Source organism: Vibrio sp. T9 (assembly GCF_003123985.1).
Lineage (GTDB): Bacteria > Pseudomonadota > Gammaproteobacteria > Enterobacterales > Vibrionaceae > Vibrio > Vibrio diabolicus.
In genome coordinates this window covers 344,746-362,673 of record NZ_NIGY01000004.1, presented here as the reverse complement: position 1 = coordinate 362,673, position 17,928 = coordinate 344,746, and the positions used below count along the sequence as shown (strand labels likewise).

The window sequence follows — 17,928 nt, the reverse complement described above, 5'->3', positions numbered from 1 at the left end:
AAATACTTGTCGCTCAAACCAAATTTATAAGAATAACATTCAGAAAAGTTGAGTTGGATGAAGCGGCAGTAGACTCTGCAACTTAATGTGATTTGGGTATACAATACTGCAACAAATAAAAAACACCCTGTAGGAAGAAGGCCATGTCGCAACCCGTTTTATCCCAAATTAATGTTTTTCCGGTTAAGTCAGTTGGCGGATTATCGCTGTCGTCCGTATGGGTTGAGAAGCAAGGATTGAGCTTCGATCGTCGCTTTATGATTGCGAAAGCTGATGGCTCGATGATCACTGCGCGAAAGTATCCGCAAATGGTAACCATTAAGTCTGCCTTATTATCCGATGGGGTTGTGTTTAGCAGTTTGGGGATGGAGCCGCTTAAAATCCGTTATCAAGACTTTAAAATGCAGGAAACGCCAGCAACAGTTTGGAAAGACACCTTTACTGCATATACCACCACAGATGATGCAGATGATTGGTTTAGTCGTGTATTGGGTCAACGTGTTGAGTTGTTGTTTAGTGGTGAGCAATCGAATCGTGTTCGCGAAAAGCTAGGACAAAACGTTAGCTTTGCCGATGGTTATCCGGTGTTAGTGATTAGCCAAGCTTCCCTTGATGAACTGAACCGAAGAAGCTCTGAGCAACACTCTATGGATCAGTTCCGTACTAACTTAGTTGTCTCTGATACTAAGCCGTTTGAAGAAGATTCATGGAAGCGCATACGAATCGGTGAGGTAGAGTTTGAGTCTCTCAAACCTTGCGAGCGCTGTATCCTGACTACGGTGAATACCCAAAGAGGCACATTCCGAGAGAGCAAGGAGCCACTTAAAACCTTACAACAGTTCCGTGCAAATGATGTCGGTGGTGTGTTCTTCGGGCAAAATCTTGTCGCGCGGAATGAAGGCATTATTCGTCAAGGCGATAAAGTTGAGGTGCTGGAATACAAAGAACCGGAGTTTTACGCGGATAACTCGCCAGTGCGCATGACGTTAACATGTGTTGAGCGTGAAGAAATCGCCCAAGACTTCGTGACCTTATGGTTAGAACCAAACAAAGGTTCTTTACCTAATTACTTGCCAGGACAACACCTGCCAATAGAAGTGAATATTGATGGTAAGAAAGTAGGTCGACGCTATACGCTATCATCCAGTCCGTCTCGTCCGGGTCGCTATGCTATTTCTGTTAAGCGTATTGCAGGTGGAAGAGTCTCTAATTCGCTCTTAGACAATTTACAAGTCGGTGATGTTTTAGAGGCAGAACAACCTGGTGGCCAGTTCCACCTAAAAACTCATGACGCGCAGCCTCTGCTCTTACTCTCTGCAGGCAGTGGAGTAACACCAATGCTATCGATGGTACGTTTCTTAGCGGATCACAATCAGTTGGAGAACGTGGTTTTCTACCATCAATGTCGTACCGAAAATGATATTCCTTGTCGCTCAGAGTTGGAGCAGTTAAAGCGTGAGCACCCAGGGCTAGAAGTAAAAGTCTGTTTAACGCAACCTGCCGTTGATTGGTTTGGGTTAAAAGGGCGTTTAAGTTTGTCACACATTAAGCAAATCAAAGATGTTGAACAGCGCCAAGTGTTTGTGTGTGGTCCTGATGGTTTTATGGAGAAAGCGAAAAATCTCCTACTAAGAAAAGGGCTGCCAGAAGAAAACTACCATCAAGAAGCGTTTGGCGTATCTTCAGTCACTTCAAGACCAGAGAAGAGCATAGCGATCGATTTCAATGGGACGAAAGTTGTAGGGAATAATCAGAAAACGTTGTTAGATCAGCTTGAAGACGCAGGGAAGGTTGTTAGCAATAGCTGTCGTGCTGGCTTATGCGGCGCGTGTAAGGTTCAGCTTACGTCGGGTCAAGTACATCATCCGGACGTGCCTGCGTTGACAGATGAGGAACGTGCGATGGGAACCGTATTGGCGTGTTGTGCTGTTCCAGAGACGGACGTGACGGTAACAAACTAAGCGAGAAGGCTCCCCGGTTCTTAATAAAAACGCTGCTAACTTTAGCAGCGTTTTGAGTTTAAAAGTGAACGGAAAATATCGCTTAGTCGTAAATCGTTGGGATTGGCTGACGTTTGTGCTGCGTTGCTTTGTAAATCGCTACCAGACGATCACTCACTTGCTGTGGAACGGGTTTGCCTTCTAAGAAGTCATCGATCTGTTCATAAGTTAAGTTTAGAGCATCTTCATCTGCTTTTTGCGGCTCTAGTTCTTCTAGATCTGCCGTTGGTACTTTCTTAACAAGTAGTTCTGGTGCGCCTAATGTTGCAGCCAACTCGCGGACTTGACGTTTGCTTAAACCAAATAGAGGGGCAAGGTCGCACGCGCCGTCACCAAACTTAGTGTAAAAACCGGTGATGTTCTCTGCTGAGTGGTCTGTTCCCAATACTAAGCCGCCAACGTAACCAGCGATTTCATATTGTGCAATCATACGAGCTCGCGCTTTTACGTTACCTTTTACGAAATCAATTTTGTCGGCTTCAGTCGGAAGCAGGCCCGTCCCTTGCAATGCGGTATCAGTCGCCGCATGCAAACCGTCAACACCATCTTTAATGTTCACAGACACAGAGTGTGTTGGCTTGATGAAAGAGAGTGCCAGTTGCGCTTCATCTTCATCTTTTTGCTCACCGTAAGGCAGACGTACTGCGATAAACTGATATTTGTCAGTACCAGATTCCGCATTCAATTGTTCTACTGCAAGCTGGGCAAGGCGACCTAACGTGGTTGAGTCAACACCGCCACTAATGCCAAGCACCAGTGACTTACAACCTGCTTCTTGTAGCTTACGCTTAATAAAAGCAATACGGCGTTCAATTTCAAAATGCGGATCAATTGAAGGGAGTACACGCATTTCATCACGGATGGATTGTTCCATTTAGGGTTCCTTTTCCTGCAAATATTTCAGACACCAAAGCCCGCTTGCTCAAATGGTGATAAACCATGCAATTGAGACCGATAAACACGACTTTAGGGTCAAAAGCTGTAAAGATTAGTAGTATCATACCGAAATCATCAGATTAGAAAACTCTCTTCAACCAGGTAATCGCCGGATATGAAAAAAATCGCCATTTTTGGTAGTGCATTTAACCCACCTAGTTTAGGGCACAAAAGTGTTATTGAGTCATTGAGCCACTTTGACCTTGTGCTACTTGAACCTAGCATTGCACACGCTTGGGGCAAGAATATGCTCGATTACCCAACTCGGTGCAAAATGGTTGATGCATTCATCAAAGATATGGGGCTTTCTAATGTTCGGCGTTCTGATGCAGAGCAAGCTTTGTACCAACCCGGACAAAGTGTGACAACCTATGCGTTGTTAGAAAAAATTCAAGAAGTCTACCCAACAGCCGATATAACTTTTGTCATAGGTCCTGATAATTTCTTCAAATTTGCTAAATTTAGTAGAGCAGAAGAGATTATGGAACGTTGGACTGTTATGGCGTGCCCTGAAAAAGTAAAAGTCAGAAGCACGGATATACGTAACGCATTGGTTACGGGTGAAGACATAAACGCCTACACAACTCCGTCCGTCTGTGAATTGTTGCTTAACGAAGGCTTATACAAAGAAACATTATCTGGGAACTGAGAGGTCAGATTTTCATGGTCAGATTAGCCGTATTTAGTGCATGTGCGCTGCTTGTGGTCACACAAGCTCATTCTGCGTGTAACTATTTTTCTGATCGTTCTGTTGTGTTTGAAGATAACACCCTTCCTATCTGTGAAGAAATTTTAGATTCCATTGGCGTATTAAGTACGGATGCGTTGATTTGGTATGCTGCGGAAGCGAAATTCGAAGGGCCAACAGAAAACTATTGGGAAGAGTGGGCGATTAAGCCGGAAGACACACCACTCCTAACCCAAAATCTAGAAAAGAATTATTTTGGGCTTGGTTTTTGGATGCCGGAAGAGCTCCGAGACGAAGAGAGCAAAATGGACACAGAAGAGTGGCTCCGTAGTCATGGCCTGATGTTTAGCGTGGGTTTTGGTGATAAATCCGACGGACAGCCAAGAATGCGATTTGATTATCGTTGGCACGAATATTACGACGCTGACTGGATGATGCAGATTGAAGTTCCCTTCTAGTCACCTTGAGCGAACATAAAAAGGGCGTACATCATCCATGTACGCCCTTTTTATTTTTATCTGAGTCTCTATTTTCTGCGCGCGTTACTCTGCGTAATACTGAAAAGATGGCTCGTTAGAATGCGAGTTATAGCGCTTCTCCAAAGACCAAAAAGCAAAGTTGCTCATATTCTTCTGTATTACCCGCAAAAAGCGTATCGACAATCTGCTCTTCTTTCTTTCCCGACAGCTTCATTTTTCTTGCTTCACGGAGTGTCAGTACCAAGCACAGCTCCTTAGAAATGTCCATGTCACAACCAGGCGTCCACTGATTGATGGTTTTTGTTAACGTTGAGTGCGCTAGTTTCGGAGAGAGAGTCAATACTTCATGTCTTACTACCGTCAGTAGATCGGTTTGCAGATCTGAGCGCTCGGCTGTTGTTGCTAGTTTCTCGACGAGGGCTTTTAGCAGCGGTGAAGGTTTCACAAAACCTGCTTGTTGTGAGAAGTCATCATTTAAACGCACAGAAAAATCACAACGATATACACGAGAATTAGGTAAAAAGGTGAGGGAGCTCAAACATCCTTGAGGAATCCAAAAATATTGGCCTGGTTCAATGGCATACTCCTGCTTACCCAATTTAATGACGGCTAACCCTTCTACGACAGACAGTAGACTGTGCTTCAGTGCTTTTTTGCGCGCAGCTACTTCAAGAAAGGGGTATTTAGCGTCGTGAAATTCAATTGCGTAGTTCATTATGAGTACCAGTGTTTTTTGGCGCTAAGGGTAACGTTAAACCTATACGATTCCAACCAGCTGAGAGAATTTTTTAGCATGAGAAATTGTAGCCTAACTGGTATGACCATGTTAAAAGTATGGGTTGAAATGCTGCTTGTCAGCAAAACTATGCGTAAAATGTGCCAGCTTTTTTTGATATGTAATGAACAATGACTGCCAATACCGATCCTTATATTGAAATTCGTCCTTACAATGACGAAGAAATTCCAGCAGCGCTGGATCGTCTAATCCAAGATGATGAATTTATCACTGCTATTCTCGATCATCGCTTTGCTAATAAAGCAGCGTGGTTTAAAACGCTAATGAGCCCGATCCTGCGCATCTACCTGAAAGCTAAATGGAGCAAGCTTGATTCTGTAGAAGCGATTCAGATTGAAGTGAAGAAGTATCTGAAAGATACATTGAATAAGACAACGGATGGCGTCACTTTTTCTGGTTTGGATAAGCTGGATAAAAACACGTCGTACTTATTCGTTTCTAACCACCGTGATATTGCGATGGACCCTGCGCTAGTAAACTATGGCTTGTACCAAAGTGGGCACCGTACAGTTCGTATTGCAATTGGTGACAACCTGCTGAAGAAGCCATGTGCGACTGAATTGATGCGACTCAATAAAAGCTTCATCGTTAAGCGCTCTGCTAAGGCGCCTAGAGAAATGATGAAAGCATTAGGACAACTGTCGAGCTACATTAAACACTCGCTTGATACCGGTAATTCAATTTGGATTGCCCAAAAGGAAGGTCGTGCCAAAGATGGAAACGACTTTACTGATCCTGCGATTTTAAAAATGTTCCATGTTGAAGGTCGCAAGCAGAAGATCAGCTTTGGTGAATACACGCGTTCTTTGAAAATCGTTCCTGTCTCGATTGCCTATGAAAATGATCCATGTGACATTGCCAAAGCAAAAGAGCTGTACGAAAAAGCAGAAAATGGCCGTTATGAAAAAGGTGAATTTGAAGATATCGAAAGCATCATTCAGGGCATCATTGGTTATAAAGGCCGTGTGCATGTCGCGTTTGGTGATGTGATTGATCAAGAGTTTGAAACGCCAGAATCTCTTGCCGGCGAAATCGACCGCCAAATTCACAACAACTACAAGTTGTACCCAATCAACTTGCTAGCTGCTGGACGCGAAGATTCAAGCATCATCACAGAGGCGGTGAAGCGTCACCTCGCGGATAAATTGGAGCAGTTACCTGAAGGGGCAAGACCTTATTTGGTGGCGAGCTATGCCAACCCAGTGAACAATCAAGAGTAGTATTCATCGCTGAACTTGATGGATTATGAACGCCTTAAAGCCTCGGTTTTCCGGGGTTTTTTCTTGTTTGCTTTTTAAGGAGCAACGGCCCCGCCAAGGGTTAAATTGCTAGGCCACTTGGTGATCTTGTTACCACCTAAAAAGATATTCCCTTTCACCGTCATCGTGTCTGGAAATACTTTTAGCGCTGATCCTCCTATATAAAGGTTACCATCAACCACCAATCCTTCAGGAAGAGCAGAGATAGGAGTGCGAATAACACTTAAATCGCCTTTGACTCGAAGTTTAGCTGGGAGCGTTTTTAATGGTGTATCCGTCAAGTTCAGATAACCGCCGAGTTTGATGCCCCTAGGCCAGCTTTCGATCTTACTACCCAGTAGATTCGCATAACCTTTTATCTTTGTGCCTGAGCGAATGGTTTTGAGTGCGCTGTTGGTTGCTTCCAAACTGCCTCCAACATCAAGCCCCTTAGGCAGCTTTTTGATCGGGGTTTGCGAGATATTTAAGTTGCCTTTGACCACTAACCCAGAAGGTAATTGGGTGTAAGGTTTGTTTCGTAGATCAAGATTACCGTAATTATCGGTGTGACCAAACTTAGAGTAGTAATCTAGCTCATATGCGAAAGATGGGAAGCAGAGCAGCATCAAGGTAAGGAAAAGGGAAACAAAACGCATAGCCAGAGACTTAGTTAAACATAGAGATCTTAAGTGCTCATCTTATACTTAAATAGACTCATTATGCATACTTTGTTAACAGTTTTTGATTTTTAGCCCAAGAACTTCAAATTAGGGCTTTATCTGAAAGCATACACGCGCTCACGATGCCGAGTTGCTCCAGTGTGCAAGTTAGGGAATGATTAAGTAATTGATTATATAGTTTATTTAAAAGTAAATGTGAGAAAAATATCAGTAGAGATATGAAGAATATGAGGTTCTGCCAAGAACTGAACAAGCGTCCTTGTTAGTATCATGAGCGTCTGAGGGAGATTTTCATGAAGTTAAAAAGAGTGTCTATTTTTGCCGCTGGTGTTGTAGCAGTACTACTATCTGGGGCCGCTTTTGCTAAATCATACAGTACGCCAGAAAGCAAAGCGCTAGTGGTCGCTGACGGCAAGGTAGGTCAGCGTATCTGTTACTACGATGATAAAGCCTACACCACCGGAGCCGTGATTAATGTTGAGGGTGTATTACTGATGTGTACAGCTGAGAACGATTTTGAAACGAATGGTTCGTTAAAGTGGGTGGTATTCAAAAAAGATAAATAAACGCCAAAAAACGGTCTGTTTAATATTAGGATAACGGAAAAATAAAAAAGCGAGCACAGAGCTCGCTTTTTCCATTAACGAGCGAGTGAGCGAGTTTTTAATTCAAAGATAAGCTTTTCAGCACTTACTTCAAATTTGAATCGAGCCGTCGCTTGGTTTGACTCTTCTGTTATTTCAGAAACATTGTATTCAACATCAGCACATACTGATTTAGCGAGCTCAATGTATTTTTGTAGTTCAGACTCTAGCTCTGTTTTTGTCTGTGCGAAAACCGTTACGTCGGCAACTTCGTCACCTTCTTTGATGATGAAGCCAATCTCGCCTGCGCAGCCGCAAGCTTCACATACTTGGTTTTTTTCTAATTCGACACTCATAACGAATCCTCTTGTAAATACTAAGGGTATTCTATCAGGTATTTGATCTGTATCTACAAAAATGACGAGTTTTGAATAAAAAAAGAACAGAATAGGCGCTTGTTAAGTAAGGGTTAAAGATTGGATTACTAAATCATCAAGAACGTTAATGTGATATATATCAACATTTAAAATCAATTAACGAACATAGTGACGAGATTTCGCTCAGCCCAGTTGAACTAATGGACAATTTATAAGACTATTTCTTGATTGATTATTTTTAATAATTATCATTCTTGGTCTTTGAATAGTTTCGATGAATAATTGGCGCAAGGTTTTGATGAGACTAACTTTTCGCCTTATTTTGAGTAGCATGTATTGACAAAAACATAACTGCAAATTGCACATTACGCAGTGTAAAGACGTTATGATTTGGAACTTAACTTTATATTAAGTAGTCGCAGTACATATATCCAAATGGCCTTAATGCGCAGGTGTTAGCGGTTCAATTTTTAGGTTTCGCTTAACGAAGTGCCTTGGGCAACTTGGGTATAATGCTAAGAATGATTTCATTCTGGCCTCATTTAATAGTGAGTTAGATGGATTTACAAAGAGAAGAGCTTAAAATATGCCAAAGCGTAGTAAAGAAGATACCGAAATCACTATCCAAAAGATCATGGATGCCGTTGTTGATCAGCTACTAAGACTAGGTTACGACAAAATGTCGTACACGACTCTAAGTCAGCAGACAGGTATATCTCGTACCGGTATTAGCCATCACTTCCCTAAGAAAACGGACTTCACCGCCGCACTGGATGGCCGTATCTTTAAAATGTTTATTGAACACCTAGAGTTTGATAAAGGGCTAAGTGCATTTTCACAAAGTTGGATTAAAGCACTGGAAGATGCTGAGTTCCTCGCGATTTTACGACTGCTATTCCATCACATTGTCACGGCCGAAAATGCGCAAGAATTTGCTGCTAACGGTATTGACCGTTTATACAAAATGGTTGAAAGCCAGTTTGGCGCAGGTGGTGACAAAGAGCTCGAGTGGTTGATTGGTCGTTCATTGATCCAAATGAGTAAGTAATCGCAATTGAGAGCGATAGATGAACACTTGTTTGCTGCTTTGGTTGTAAAGCCAAGGCAGAACACAGTAATTTTCTCGCCGCTCTTTTGAGCCCAAGATTCGATTAAATATCAAAGCAAAGGCCCGCAATATGATTATTGCGGGCCTTTGTCGTTTGGAAAGCAGAAGAGACGGCTCAGAAGAGATACACGCTAAGCGGCGGCGTGAACTTGAGGAAAGTCTAAAGTTGGATGTTTTGTCACGATGGAGCGGTAGCCATAAACGTGCTCAATGCGCTCTGGCGTCAGTGCATTCCATGGTGTGTCATCACAAACCAGTTTTCCCTTATGCAAAAGTACAAGTCGGTCTGCGTACTGGGAGGCTAAATTCAAGTCATGCAACACGACAACGACTGCGGCGTTCTGTATTTTCGCGGCCTCACGAGCAATCTTTAACGTGTTGTGTTGGTGGGCGAGATCTAACGCAGAGGTTGGCTCATCAAGCATCAAGATTCGTTCCTCGCCAGATTGGTGTAGCTGTGTCATCACGCGTGCTAGATGTAATCGTTGCTTTTCGCCACCAGATAAAGATGGATAGAGGCTTTCTGCCAAATGCATTACATCGGTTTGTTTCATGTAATGTAAAGCTAACTTAGTGGTTTCTTTATTGGACAGCGATAGCGGAATCGCGCCTAATTCGACCACTTCTCTGGCTAAAAATGGGAAGGTCAACGTACTGTGCTGTGGGAGCATCGCAATGTGTTTTGCGCTTTTTTCAGGCTCCCAATCATGCTTTTGTTTACCGAAGTAGGCGATGTCATGATTTGAAGAGATTTCACCACACAGAAGCTTGAGCAAAGTACTTTTTCCCGCACCGTTGGGGCCGAGTAGGGCGGTCACTTCACCAGCTCGGATATCAATATTGATGTCATCGAGAACAATGCGCTTGCCATATTTCATCGAAATGTTTTTACCCGATAAAACGATCTGGTTCATTACAAAATCTTCCCTTTCTGCTGGAACAATAAGTAGATGAAGAAGGGCGCACCGATCAAGGCGGTCACGATACCGACGGGTAATTCTGCTGGTGCCACGGCAATACGAGCAAACATATCAGCAGCGGTAAGAAGCAGCGCTCCCATGAGTGCAGAGATTGGCAGTAGCGTTCGATGGTCGGGGCCTGCTAGCATGCGTCCTAAGTGAGGAATAACGAGCCCGATAAAACCAATTGCGCCACTAATACTCACCGTAATACCAACCCCCAATGCAGAGAGCAAAATAAGCTGTCGTTTGAGTTTTTGGACTGGAACTCCCAAGTGTCTTGCTTCTGATTCCCCTAGCAGCAGAGCATTTAGCGCCATCGATTTTTTCTGGAACCAGAATAACAGGATGACCAGCGTAACAGCGGATAGGCCTATCCCCGACCAATTTGCGCCAGCTAATGAGCCCATGGACCAAAGTGTCAGATCTCGTAGCATCTGATCATCAGCAATAAAGTTCATATAGCCGATCGCCGCTCCTGAAAGCGCGCTAATGGCGACACCAGCTAACAACATAATCGTAACTGAGGTACCAAACTTACTTGTGCCGAGTTTATAAACGAGAATGGTCGTCAACGCACCACCTAGGAAAGCAAAAAGAGGCAGCGCAGCTAAGTTCATTAGTTGCGGATAGTTTTGGCTAAACTCTGCAAATACAACAATAGCGAACGCACCGCCAAGTGCAGCACCAGCAGACACGCCAATGATGCCGGGCTCGGCCAACGGGTTACGGAATAAGCCCTGCATAACCACGCCACAAATCGCCAAAATGGCGCCGATGAACATACACAAAATGGTGCGAGGCAATCGGATTTCGTTAATGACCAACTGAATGTGAGGAGCGAGATCAGAACTGCCTCCCGTTAGGCTACGCAAACTGTCAGTAAAGCTAATGTTCATTGGGCCAACGGTAATAGAGGCGATAGCAACAAATGCTAAAAAGCCACTAAGTACGGATAACGTCGTTGAAAGGGAGATATGTCTTAACAACATGTCATGTCTCTATGGGTAAAGCAGCGCATTCAAACGCTCGGCTTCTGCAAGGCTTTTAAGACCCAAACCACCAACAAGAGCGTGACCGTCAATCGTGATGATATTTTTATTCATTCCCGCAGGTGTTGCGGCGAGAAGTGGCATTGCTTTTAAAATCGCATCGGCACCGCCCAGCGTTTCATAGCTGCGACCGCTAACGAGAATAACGTCAGGCTGCATCTCTACCATGGCTTCTGTGGATAAAGGCTTGTAAGAAGACAGCTGGTCAGCAGCTGGGTTTAGTCCGCCTGCTAGCTGGATAATTGCATCGGGTGTGGTTTCTGATCCTGCAACGTTCGCAGGTCGACCTTCATGGATGAGTAGAAACAGTACTTTCTTTTTCTGAGCTTGAGCAGGTTGATTTGCATTGAGTGCTTGAACTTGCGTTTTCACATCTTGCTTTAAATCTTCCGCTTTAGCCTGGCGATTCATAAGGTTCGCAATTTGATCGATACGTTGGTAAAGGCCCTCAACGTTGGCATCGGTATTGACGATTTCTACATCTACCCCCGCCGCTTTTAATTGGTTCAATGCTGTTTTCGGTCCCATCTCATCAGAGCCAATGACTTTTGTCGGACGTAAGGCGAGCAACCCTTCTGCTGAAAGGCGGCGATGGTAGCCTACTTTAGGCAGTTCCATGCCTTTTGGTAACTGACTGGTTACGTCGATAGCAACCAAGCTATCTTTGGCGTCGAGTTCAAGCAACAGTTCAGTGACGGCACTGCCTGCACTAACAACACGCTCTGATGATGGTGTTTCATTGGCAAAAAGTTGGCTACTCGCAAGTAGGGAAATGGCTGCCGTAACAACAGCATGAATGGTGGCACGTGTGTTCTTCATTTTGAAAGGATCTCTATCTTATTTATTTTTATGACGGCTCTTCAGTGAGTAACTGAGTCGCCTGAATTCCGTTTTCTTGTAAAAAGCCGAGAAGTTGAACTAGCGACTGAATGTTCGCGGTTTTTTCTGCTCCAATCACAATCGGTTTATCGCTTGAATTACTCTCTTCTAGCAGCGCGAGGGTAAAGTTGTCCCAATCGATGTATGTCTTGCCGTTAATGGCCCAGTAAGGCTCGTCTTTAAGAATGTTTACCGTGATGGATTGCTTATCGACATCTGCAACGGCCTGAGATTCTGTACTCGGTAAATTGACATCTAATGAATCGAGCTTTACCGCTGCAGTTAACATCAGGAAAACCATTACGATAAAAATGATGTCCAACAGCGGTGTTAAATCAGGAGTTAAGTCGTTACGAGTGTTGTCTTTTGGCGTTTTAATCATTGTGCTTCTGCCTTGACCTTTGCAGAAGAGCGCACTGCTAATGTTGAATTGTCTGGCGACACGTGTTGCAGAGAGATACCTTCAAGCCATAAGTTGACATAGTTTAATGTGTGTTCGAGTTTGGCGATCACACGATCCGCCCACAAACCAATGATTTGTGCTCCTGAAATCGCAGGAAGGGCGATAATAAGACCTGCTGCAGTAGTGCGCATGGCCAAACCTAGACCGTCTGCCAAATCATTCGGGGTGATATTCCCCGTTGAGACAGCGATGCCTTTGAACATCTCAATTAAGCCAAGTACCGTACCAAGCAAACCAATCAAAGGGCTAATGACGCCAATCAACGTCAGTAAGCGAAGGCCAGAATGCAGCTGATGACGTTTTTCTTGTAGCCAAATGCCTGCGGCATCTTCTCTTAGAGACTTTGAGAAAGAGTGATGGGCAAGCAACATGGCAACGCCACGATAAAGGAGCGGTCGCTTATGCGACAATTCTTCTGCAAGCGTCTCAAGATCGTTTCCATTCGTTGGGTCTAACCCAATGAGTTTTTGGCGAATGGCTCGTTTCCCTACGCCAAGGCTAATCAAAACGTGGAATAACCGCTCGGTAATGATCATGACGGTGAGGGCTGAGCAAATGATCAAAGGCCATGTCATTAGGCCAAGTTGAGTTTGTAATTCTTGTAGTTGTTCCATTATCCATCCAACTTAAAACGAACAGGTACTTGTACTCGGTGAGCCACTTTTAGCCCGCCCGAAATATGTGGTGTAAATTGCCACTGTTTGATGGCACGAAGCGCTGAGGCGTCCAGCGATTTTGTGCCGGAAGACTCAATCAAAACCTGTTTAATTTGATTGCCATTTTCATCGAGCCATATTTCATATAAGGCTACGCCTTCGATACCGCGTCTTTGTGCAGATCTTGGGTAGCGAGGCTGAGTTGGTTGATTCACAAACGTAGGTTTGTCGACCAAAATAGGTTGAGACGTTGCCCCTTTGGATTGGCTCGCTGGCGCGGTTTGCTGAGCGACCATCTCTTTCTTCGCCGGTTCCGTTTTTTTCTTCGGTTTGGCTTCGGGCTGATTCTCTTGTTTTGTTACGGCTTTGGCTGGTTCCACCGTCTTAGGCTTAGATTGTTTAACCGGCTCTGTTTTTTTCTTCACTACCTTTTTCTTAACAGCGTCTTTCTTAACGACCTGTTTCTTTACGATCTTCTTTTCCGGCTCAGGCTGCTCCTGAGGCTGCGGCTCTTTTGGTGGGGCCACATTTTCTGGCGTGGATGTTTCGACGGTAGGTGGTGGTGCCGATACAAGGTTTAAACTTACCGAACTTGCTGGATTTCCAGCAGGCATCGCGAACACTTTCGTTTCTTGAGAAACAAAAAGAAGTGCGGCATGGATGGCAAGGGAAGCACCTCCTGCAATGACATATCTTTGTACGTTCACGGAATATCTCGGGAAACTATGAAAACTTGAGCAGATTATTACTCACAACCGAAATAAGATCAATTATCAATTGCATTATCATTACGCTCAAATTATGATTCTTGCAGATTTTTAAAGACCAGCCTCTACCCCTTATATGGTGGGAGCTAAGCGAGTATATATGAGCGTCGATATCGATAAATTTGACGAATCAGTGTTGGGAAGCGATAGCCCTGACCCATTGCGATTTGCCTTTGTTAAGAAACATTCGGCACACGCTGGCGGAGCGAGCGTGCCTGTACCTCCACCTCAGCAACAGGCGATTTTTTCAAGCGTTACCGCTAACTCGGTTAAAGCGACCAATAAACGTTGTCTTTATATTCACGTTCCATTTTGTCGCGTACGTTGCACCTTTTGTAACTTCTTTCAAAATGCTGCGAGCCGCGCACTGGTTGATGAGTACTTTGACGCACTGATGCAGGAGCTCAAGGAGAAAGCTGCATTGCCTTGGACACAAAACGGTATTTTCCATGCTGTGTATATTGGTGGTGGAACGCCAACGGATCTGTCTCCAGCACAGGTTCGCGTGTTAGGTCAAGCGATTCACGATCACTTTCCTTTGGCTGCGGATTGTGAAATCACCTTAGAAGGTCGCATCAACCGTTTTTCTGATGAGCTATACCAAGGCGCTCTAGATGGTGGATTTAATCGTTTCTCTTTTGGTGTGCAAAGTTTTAATACACAAGTGCGTCGCAGCGCGAAACGATTAGATGATAGAGAAGATGTGCTAAAGCGAGTTAGCGAGATTGCCAACGAAGACAAAATTCCTGTCATTATCGATTTACTCTACGGCTTGCCTTATCAAACCAAAGAAGTGTTAGAGCAAGATTTAAATGATTTTCTCTCGACTGGCGCACACGGGTTGGACTTATATCAGTTGGTAGTTGGTGGTTCAGCCCCCATGCTCAACCTTGTAGAAAAAGGAAAAATCCCCCCACCAGCTACCACGCCAGAAAAAGCAGGCATGTATGAGCTCGGTGTGAACTTTATGGCCAAACACCATATGAAGCAACTGAGTGTGAACCATTGGGCAATCGATAACCGTGAACGTAGTTTATACAACAGTTTAGCCAAGACATATGCAGAGGTACTGCCAATTGGCTGTGGCGCTGGAGGTAATATCGGTGGTTACGGGATGATGCAACATCGCACATTGGCGACCTATATTAAAGCCATCAAAGAAGGGCAAAGTACCATTGCTATGATGATGAAGCAAAGCCCTCTAGAGCCACTATTTGCTGCACTCAAATCTGGGTTTGATCGCGGTATCGTTCAGGCAAACCAACTGCCATCATTTATGGGGGAGGACACGTTCGGGTTTTTAATGCCTCTATTTAAAGTGTGGCAGCAAAAAGGTTTAGTGGAACTGTATGAACGTAGCCTACTTCTTACTCTTGCAGGCAGTTTCTGGGCCGTTTCATTGGCTCAAGGTTGTATTCAGGTACTTACGTCAGAGATGAACGAAACCGTACCGAAAGTATCCAATAATTAATGAAAACAAATTGAACAAAAACGGAAGACACAATGGAATCAATCAAGCAACAAGTTGAAGTATTACTAGAGCAAGAACCGCAATTATTGCCAGCTGCGATGGCTGAACGTCTCGGTATTTCTGAATTTGAGGTTGTTGCGGCTTTGCCGCAGGAAATGGTGGCCATCGCTCCAGGAGCGCAAGCACAAAGCATTCTAGAAGGTTTGGTTGGTTTCGGCCCGGTGACGACTATTGTTCACTCTTTTGGCTCTATTTTTGAAGTCAAAGCACCATTCCCAAAAGGAAAAGTGGCGCGTGGCTATTACAATTTAATGGGCAGAGAAGGTGAACTACACGGTCACTTGAAACTAGATAATGTTAAAAATGTTGCGTTGGTAAGCAAACCGTTTATGGGTAGAGAGAGTCACTATTTTGGCTTTTTCTCTGAGTGCGGAAGCAATATTTTCAAAGTTTATTTAGGCCGTAACGAAAAGCGCGAGCTACTTGAAGATCAAGTCACCGCATTCCGCGCCCTACAAGCCGAATTGAAAAAGTAATCACAAACATAATCGAGGCTCAACTCGAATACTAATTAGTAAAGTCAGGTATCAATATGGATCAACAAGTTAAACAAGAGCGTTTGCAAGGTCGTTTAGGGCCAGAGATCAAAGAGTTTCGTCAGGAGCGTCGTACACTTCAGCTTGCAACTGTCGATGCAGAAGGTCGCCCGAATGTAAGCTACGCGCCTTATGTCCAAAACCAGGAAGGTTATTTCGTACTCATTTCTAAAATCGCTCGTCATGCCCGTAACCTTTTAGAAAATCCAAATGTTTCATTGATGATGATCGAAGATGAAGAGTCTTCAAAGCAGCTGTTTGCTCGTAAGCGCTTAACTTTTGATGCGGTAGCAAATGTAGTTGAGCGAGACACAGAGATGTGGCAACAAGTTGTTGGACAAATGAAAGAGCGTTTTGGTGAGATTATTGATGGCCTAAGCCAGCTAGAGGATTTCGTGTTGTTCAACTTAAAGCCAGAATCGGGACTGTTTGTTAAAGGTTTTGGTCAGGCGTATCAAGTGTCTGGTGATGATTTAGTCGATTTTGTTCACCTTCAAGAAGGTCACAAGAAAGTCGAAAGTGCCTGATTGTAAATCGGTCATGTAAAATCGAGCATTCGGAATAATGAACGCATAAGGGGAGTTAGGTTATACTGGCTCCCTTTTTTATATTGGAACAAAAGCATGAAGCCTGTGAGCAAGGAATTGAGCGAGATTTGTTATCCCTTTATTTACGAGGACAGTCCGGTTTGTGACTTTGAAATCACGGCAGATGAACTTTGTAGTCGTATTGGTTTAGTCCTCGCGATGGATCTGGACGAGTTTAGCCGCGATATACTGACAAGAATGCAGCCTAATGTTTATCACCTAAATGGTTCGGTTCGCGGAAAGCTAGCGATTACAGAAGCGGAAGTTGAAGAGCTAAAGGCAGATTATGAATTACTTAAGCAACGCATTGATGGTGGATTCAAAGGTTTCGTTCTACCCGGAGGGCACCCTGCATCCAGTCAATTGCATTTGTGCCGTTGCCAAGCTAAAAAAACGGTACGAGCATTAGTTGCGATCGAACATGCAGGTAAGAAGCAACCTGCCCCCATTCTATTTCGTTACGCGAACTTATTGGCGAATGTACTTTATAGCTTGGCTTCTTATATTAATCACATCAATCAAGTCGAAGAGACAGAGTTTGTATCTCGTAGTTACTCGATGCCAAAGAAGTGACCTGAGAAACTAACAGCTGCGAACATCAAAGCTTCTGCGCGAAAAAATGGCCGCAAAACACCATATTCGACAATTTGCTTCTTGGCTGTTTAGTTTAGAGTTAAGAAGCCATAGCTTTGGCTTCTAGTTCTTTTGCTCCGCGCAGCATGGCTTCAATCAGCTCACCAGCATTGAATTTCTCAAGCGCCTCGTGTGCGCCAACTTGGTGAGCTCTGTCTACACAGATTTCGCTCGATAACGACGTATGCAAAATGCGGTATGAGTGATTAAGAGCGGAGTCATTTTGTACTTCGAATGCTAGCTCGTAGCCGTCAAGCCCTGGCATCTCAATATCACTGACCAAAATATCGATTGGTCGATGAGCCTCAGCCTCGCTTTTCATCAGCTCTAGTGCGTCTAAACCATTTTTACAAATTTGGTATCCGATATTGATACTATCAAGAGCATCACACAGCTGTTTACGAGCGATGGAAGAGTCATCCACCAAAAGAATGCTTAATGCTTTTAGGCGCTCACGTTCAACATCTGTCAGCATCGGGATCTTTGAGTTTTCGTATTGCGGATAAATTTTGGAAAGCAGCAGTTCTACATCCAGCATCTGAACCGTTTTGTCTTCGTAGCGAGTAATACCTGTTACGAAAATATTTTTCCCAGCGCTCGCTGGTGGGGTTTCAATGGCTTTCCAATCGCATTCAATGATCTTCTCAATACTACGAACCATAAAGGCGACCACGGTTCGCAAACAGTCTGTCACGATCAAGTAGCAATTCTTGTATTCTTCTTCACTGATAGGACGAAAGCCGACAGCCGCTGACATGTCGATCACAGGCACTGTTAAGTTACGTATTGTAACGGTGCCAATGACGTGATGATGCGAGTAAGGGATCTTCGTGGTTGGCATATACGGAACGATTTCACGGACTTTTAGCGTGCCTATCGCGAAACTCTGTTGCAGGGTGAGTTTGAACATCAACATGCCCTGAGATTGATTCGCTTTACTAACGACTTTTGCCATGAAATAACCTTATAAATACCACCG

General features: G+C 44.1%; 21 protein-coding genes. 10 read left to right on the top strand and 11 right to left on the bottom strand.

The window, feature by feature from the left end:
- Positions 1 to 143 precede the first annotated feature (143 nt).
- The gene (locus CBX98_RS10495; RefSeq protein WP_109169158.1) at positions 144 to 1,961 is read left to right on the top strand and encodes a hybrid-cluster NAD(P)-dependent oxidoreductase; all 1,818 of its coding nucleotides are present in this window, start codon (positions 144 to 146) and stop codon (positions 1,959 to 1,961) included.
- Between the two features lie 82 nt (positions 1,962 to 2,043).
- Here CBX98_RS10495 and nadE read toward each other — a convergent pair whose 3' ends face one another.
- Positions 2,044 to 2,874 (bottom strand): ammonia-dependent NAD(+) synthetase, encoded by an 831-nt coding sequence (gene nadE, locus CBX98_RS10490; RefSeq protein ID WP_006742205.1) that lies wholly within the window; start codon positions 2,872 to 2,874, stop codon positions 2,044 to 2,046.
- 177 nt (positions 2,875 to 3,051) lie between these two features.
- Between nadE and CBX98_RS10485 the strand changes: the two genes are divergently transcribed.
- Positions 3,052 to 3,585, top strand: coding sequence for a nicotinate-nicotinamide nucleotide adenylyltransferase (locus CBX98_RS10485; protein ID WP_109169157.1), 534 nt, complete (start codon positions 3,052 to 3,054; stop codon positions 3,583 to 3,585).
- Positions 3,586 to 3,599: 14 nt separating this feature from the next.
- Positions 3,600 to 4,082, top strand: coding sequence for a hypothetical protein (locus CBX98_RS10480; protein WP_006742203.1), 483 nt, complete (start codon positions 3,600 to 3,602; stop codon positions 4,080 to 4,082).
- Between the two features lie 127 nt (positions 4,083 to 4,209).
- On the opposite strand, the gene CBX98_RS10475 is transcribed toward CBX98_RS10480, so the two are convergent.
- A complete protein-coding gene (locus CBX98_RS10475) occupies positions 4,210 to 4,818 on the bottom strand; it encodes a hypothetical protein (RefSeq protein WP_047008435.1) in 609 nt (202 codons plus the stop codon).
- 191 nt (positions 4,819 to 5,009) lie between these two features.
- On the opposite strand from CBX98_RS10475, the gene CBX98_RS10470 reads away from it, so the two are divergent.
- Positions 5,010 to 6,119: a 1-acyl-sn-glycerol-3-phosphate acyltransferase gene (locus tag CBX98_RS10470; RefSeq protein ID WP_006742201.1), complete on the top strand. Its 1,110-nt coding sequence runs from the start codon at positions 5,010 to 5,012 to the stop codon at positions 6,117 to 6,119.
- 74 nt (positions 6,120 to 6,193) lie between these two features.
- On the opposite strand, the gene CBX98_RS10465 is transcribed toward CBX98_RS10470, so the two are convergent.
- Positions 6,194 to 6,793 (bottom strand): hypothetical protein, encoded by a 600-nt coding sequence (locus tag CBX98_RS10465; RefSeq protein WP_109169156.1) that lies wholly within the window; start codon positions 6,791 to 6,793, stop codon positions 6,194 to 6,196.
- Between the two features lie 317 nt (positions 6,794 to 7,110).
- On the opposite strand from CBX98_RS10465, the gene CBX98_RS10460 reads away from it, so the two are divergent.
- Entirely contained in the window at positions 7,111 to 7,383 is a 273-nt protein-coding gene (locus CBX98_RS10460; protein ID WP_006742199.1) for a YnjH family protein, read from the top strand.
- 74 nt (positions 7,384 to 7,457) lie between these two features.
- On the opposite strand, the gene CBX98_RS10455 is transcribed toward CBX98_RS10460, so the two are convergent.
- On the bottom strand, positions 7,458 to 7,757 hold the full coding sequence (locus CBX98_RS10455) for a YfcZ/YiiS family protein (RefSeq protein ID WP_005375307.1): 300 nt from the start codon (positions 7,755 to 7,757) through the stop codon (positions 7,458 to 7,460).
- Positions 7,758 to 8,364: 607 nt separating this feature from the next.
- Here CBX98_RS10455 and CBX98_RS10450 point away from each other — a divergent pair.
- On the top strand, positions 8,365 to 8,826 hold the full coding sequence (locus tag CBX98_RS10450) for a TetR/AcrR family transcriptional regulator (protein ID WP_005392508.1): 462 nt from the start codon (positions 8,365 to 8,367) through the stop codon (positions 8,824 to 8,826).
- 191 nt (positions 8,827 to 9,017) lie between these two features.
- On the opposite strand, the gene CBX98_RS10445 is transcribed toward CBX98_RS10450, so the two are convergent.
- Genes CBX98_RS10445 through CBX98_RS10420 form a run of 6 tightly spaced genes read right to left on the bottom strand, consistent with a single transcriptional unit; the run spans position 9,018 to position 13,602 of the window.
- Positions 9,018 to 9,800, bottom strand: coding sequence for a heme ABC transporter ATP-binding protein (locus CBX98_RS10445; protein ID WP_065645727.1), 783 nt, complete (start codon positions 9,798 to 9,800; stop codon positions 9,018 to 9,020).
- On the bottom strand, positions 9,800 to 10,837 hold the full coding sequence (locus CBX98_RS10440) for an iron ABC transporter permease (RefSeq protein ID WP_109169155.1): 1,038 nt from the start codon (positions 10,835 to 10,837) through the stop codon (positions 9,800 to 9,802). The genes CBX98_RS10445 and CBX98_RS10440 overlap by 1 nt, the downstream gene beginning before the upstream one ends.
- A 9-nt stretch (positions 10,838 to 10,846) precedes the next feature.
- On the bottom strand, positions 10,847 to 11,716 hold the full coding sequence (locus tag CBX98_RS10435; protein ID WP_109169154.1) for an ABC transporter substrate-binding protein: 870 nt from the start codon (positions 11,714 to 11,716) through the stop codon (positions 10,847 to 10,849).
- A gap of 28 nt (positions 11,717 to 11,744) precedes the next feature.
- Entirely contained in the window at positions 11,745 to 12,158 is a 414-nt protein-coding gene (locus tag CBX98_RS10430) for a biopolymer transporter ExbD (RefSeq protein WP_109169153.1), read from the bottom strand.
- On the bottom strand, positions 12,155 to 12,853 hold the full coding sequence (locus CBX98_RS10425; protein WP_053809617.1) for a MotA/TolQ/ExbB proton channel family protein: 699 nt from the start codon (positions 12,851 to 12,853) through the stop codon (positions 12,155 to 12,157). Before CBX98_RS10425 ends, CBX98_RS10430 begins: the two co-directional genes overlap by 4 nt.
- The gene (locus CBX98_RS10420) at positions 12,853 to 13,602 is read right to left on the bottom strand and encodes an energy transducer TonB (protein WP_109169152.1); all 750 of its coding nucleotides are present in this window, start codon (positions 13,600 to 13,602) and stop codon (positions 12,853 to 12,855) included. The genes CBX98_RS10425 and CBX98_RS10420 overlap by 1 nt, the downstream gene beginning before the upstream one ends.
- A gap of 160 nt (positions 13,603 to 13,762) precedes the next feature.
- Here CBX98_RS10420 and hutW point away from each other — a divergent pair, with 160 nt between their 5' ends.
- The 4 genes from hutW to CBX98_RS10400 all read left to right on the top strand — a co-directional run bounded on the left by hutW (position 13,763) and on the right by CBX98_RS10400 (position 16,889).
- Complete coding sequence (hutW, locus tag CBX98_RS10415) at positions 13,763 to 15,133, top strand: heme anaerobic degradation radical SAM methyltransferase ChuW/HutW (protein WP_109169151.1); 1,371 nt, start codon at positions 13,763 to 13,765, stop codon at positions 15,131 to 15,133.
- A gap of 32 nt (positions 15,134 to 15,165) precedes the next feature.
- The gene (gene hutX / locus CBX98_RS10410; protein WP_109169150.1) at positions 15,166 to 15,669 is read left to right on the top strand and encodes a heme utilization cystosolic carrier protein HutX; all 504 of its coding nucleotides are present in this window, start codon (positions 15,166 to 15,168) and stop codon (positions 15,667 to 15,669) included.
- Between the two features lie 56 nt (positions 15,670 to 15,725).
- On the top strand, positions 15,726 to 16,256 hold the full coding sequence (hutZ, locus tag CBX98_RS10405; protein WP_005375331.1) for a heme utilization protein HutZ: 531 nt from the start codon (positions 15,726 to 15,728) through the stop codon (positions 16,254 to 16,256).
- Between the two features lie 96 nt (positions 16,257 to 16,352).
- On the top strand, positions 16,353 to 16,889 hold the full coding sequence (locus tag CBX98_RS10400; RefSeq protein WP_048625311.1) for an ATP--cob(I)alamin adenosyltransferase: 537 nt from the start codon (positions 16,353 to 16,355) through the stop codon (positions 16,887 to 16,889).
- Between the two features lie 100 nt (positions 16,890 to 16,989).
- Here the strand turns inward: CBX98_RS10400 and CBX98_RS10395 are convergent, their stop codons facing one another.
- Complete coding sequence (locus tag CBX98_RS10395; RefSeq protein ID WP_005392519.1) at positions 16,990 to 17,904, bottom strand: chemotaxis protein; 915 nt, start codon at positions 17,902 to 17,904, stop codon at positions 16,990 to 16,992.
- Between the last annotated feature and the right edge of the window lie 24 nt (positions 17,905 to 17,928).

Excerpts from the sequence above, each read along its gene's own strand:
- CBX98_RS10495 (WP_109169158.1), top strand. The coding sequence starts at position 144 with ATGTCGCAACCCGTTTTATCCCAAATTAATGTTTTTCCGGTTAAGTCA.
- nadE (WP_006742205.1), bottom strand. The coding sequence starts at position 2,874 with ATGGAACAATCCATCCGTGATGAAATGCGTGTACTCCCTTCAATTGAT.
- CBX98_RS10485 (WP_109169157.1), top strand. The coding sequence starts at position 3,052 with ATGAAAAAAATCGCCATTTTTGGTAGTGCATTTAACCCACCTAGTTTA.
- CBX98_RS10480 (WP_006742203.1), top strand. The coding sequence starts at position 3,600 with ATGGTCAGATTAGCCGTATTTAGTGCATGTGCGCTGCTTGTGGTCACA.
- CBX98_RS10475 (WP_047008435.1), bottom strand. The coding sequence starts at position 4,818 with ATGAACTACGCAATTGAATTTCACGACGCTAAATACCCCTTTCTTGAA.
- CBX98_RS10470 (WP_006742201.1), top strand. The coding sequence starts at position 5,010 with ATGACTGCCAATACCGATCCTTATATTGAAATTCGTCCTTACAATGAC.
- CBX98_RS10465 (WP_109169156.1), bottom strand. The coding sequence starts at position 6,793 with ATGCGTTTTGTTTCCCTTTTCCTTACCTTGATGCTGCTCTGCTTCCCA.
- CBX98_RS10460 (WP_006742199.1), top strand. The coding sequence starts at position 7,111 with ATGAAGTTAAAAAGAGTGTCTATTTTTGCCGCTGGTGTTGTAGCAGTA.
- CBX98_RS10455 (WP_005375307.1), bottom strand. The coding sequence starts at position 7,757 with ATGAGTGTCGAATTAGAAAAAAACCAAGTATGTGAAGCTTGCGGCTGC.
- CBX98_RS10450 (WP_005392508.1), top strand. The coding sequence starts at position 8,365 with ATGCCAAAGCGTAGTAAAGAAGATACCGAAATCACTATCCAAAAGATC.
- CBX98_RS10445 (WP_065645727.1), bottom strand. The coding sequence starts at position 9,800 with ATGAACCAGATCGTTTTATCGGGTAAAAACATTTCGATGAAATATGGC.
- CBX98_RS10440 (WP_109169155.1), bottom strand. The coding sequence starts at position 10,837 with ATGTTGTTAAGACATATCTCCCTTTCAACGACGTTATCCGTACTTAGT.
- CBX98_RS10435 (WP_109169154.1), bottom strand. The coding sequence starts at position 11,716 with ATGAAGAACACACGTGCCACCATTCATGCTGTTGTTACGGCAGCCATT.
- CBX98_RS10430 (WP_109169153.1), bottom strand. The coding sequence starts at position 12,158 with ATGATTAAAACGCCAAAAGACAACACTCGTAACGACTTAACTCCTGAT.
- CBX98_RS10425 (WP_053809617.1), bottom strand. The coding sequence starts at position 12,853 with ATGGAACAACTACAAGAATTACAAACTCAACTTGGCCTAATGACATGG.
- hutW (WP_109169151.1), top strand. The coding sequence starts at position 13,763 with ATGAGCGTCGATATCGATAAATTTGACGAATCAGTGTTGGGAAGCGAT.
- hutX (WP_109169150.1), top strand. The coding sequence starts at position 15,166 with ATGGAATCAATCAAGCAACAAGTTGAAGTATTACTAGAGCAAGAACCG.
- hutZ (WP_005375331.1), top strand. The coding sequence starts at position 15,726 with ATGGATCAACAAGTTAAACAAGAGCGTTTGCAAGGTCGTTTAGGGCCA.
- CBX98_RS10400 (WP_048625311.1), top strand. The coding sequence starts at position 16,353 with ATGAAGCCTGTGAGCAAGGAATTGAGCGAGATTTGTTATCCCTTTATT.
- CBX98_RS10395 (WP_005392519.1), bottom strand. The coding sequence starts at position 17,904 with ATGGCAAAAGTCGTTAGTAAAGCGAATCAATCTCAGGGCATGTTGATG.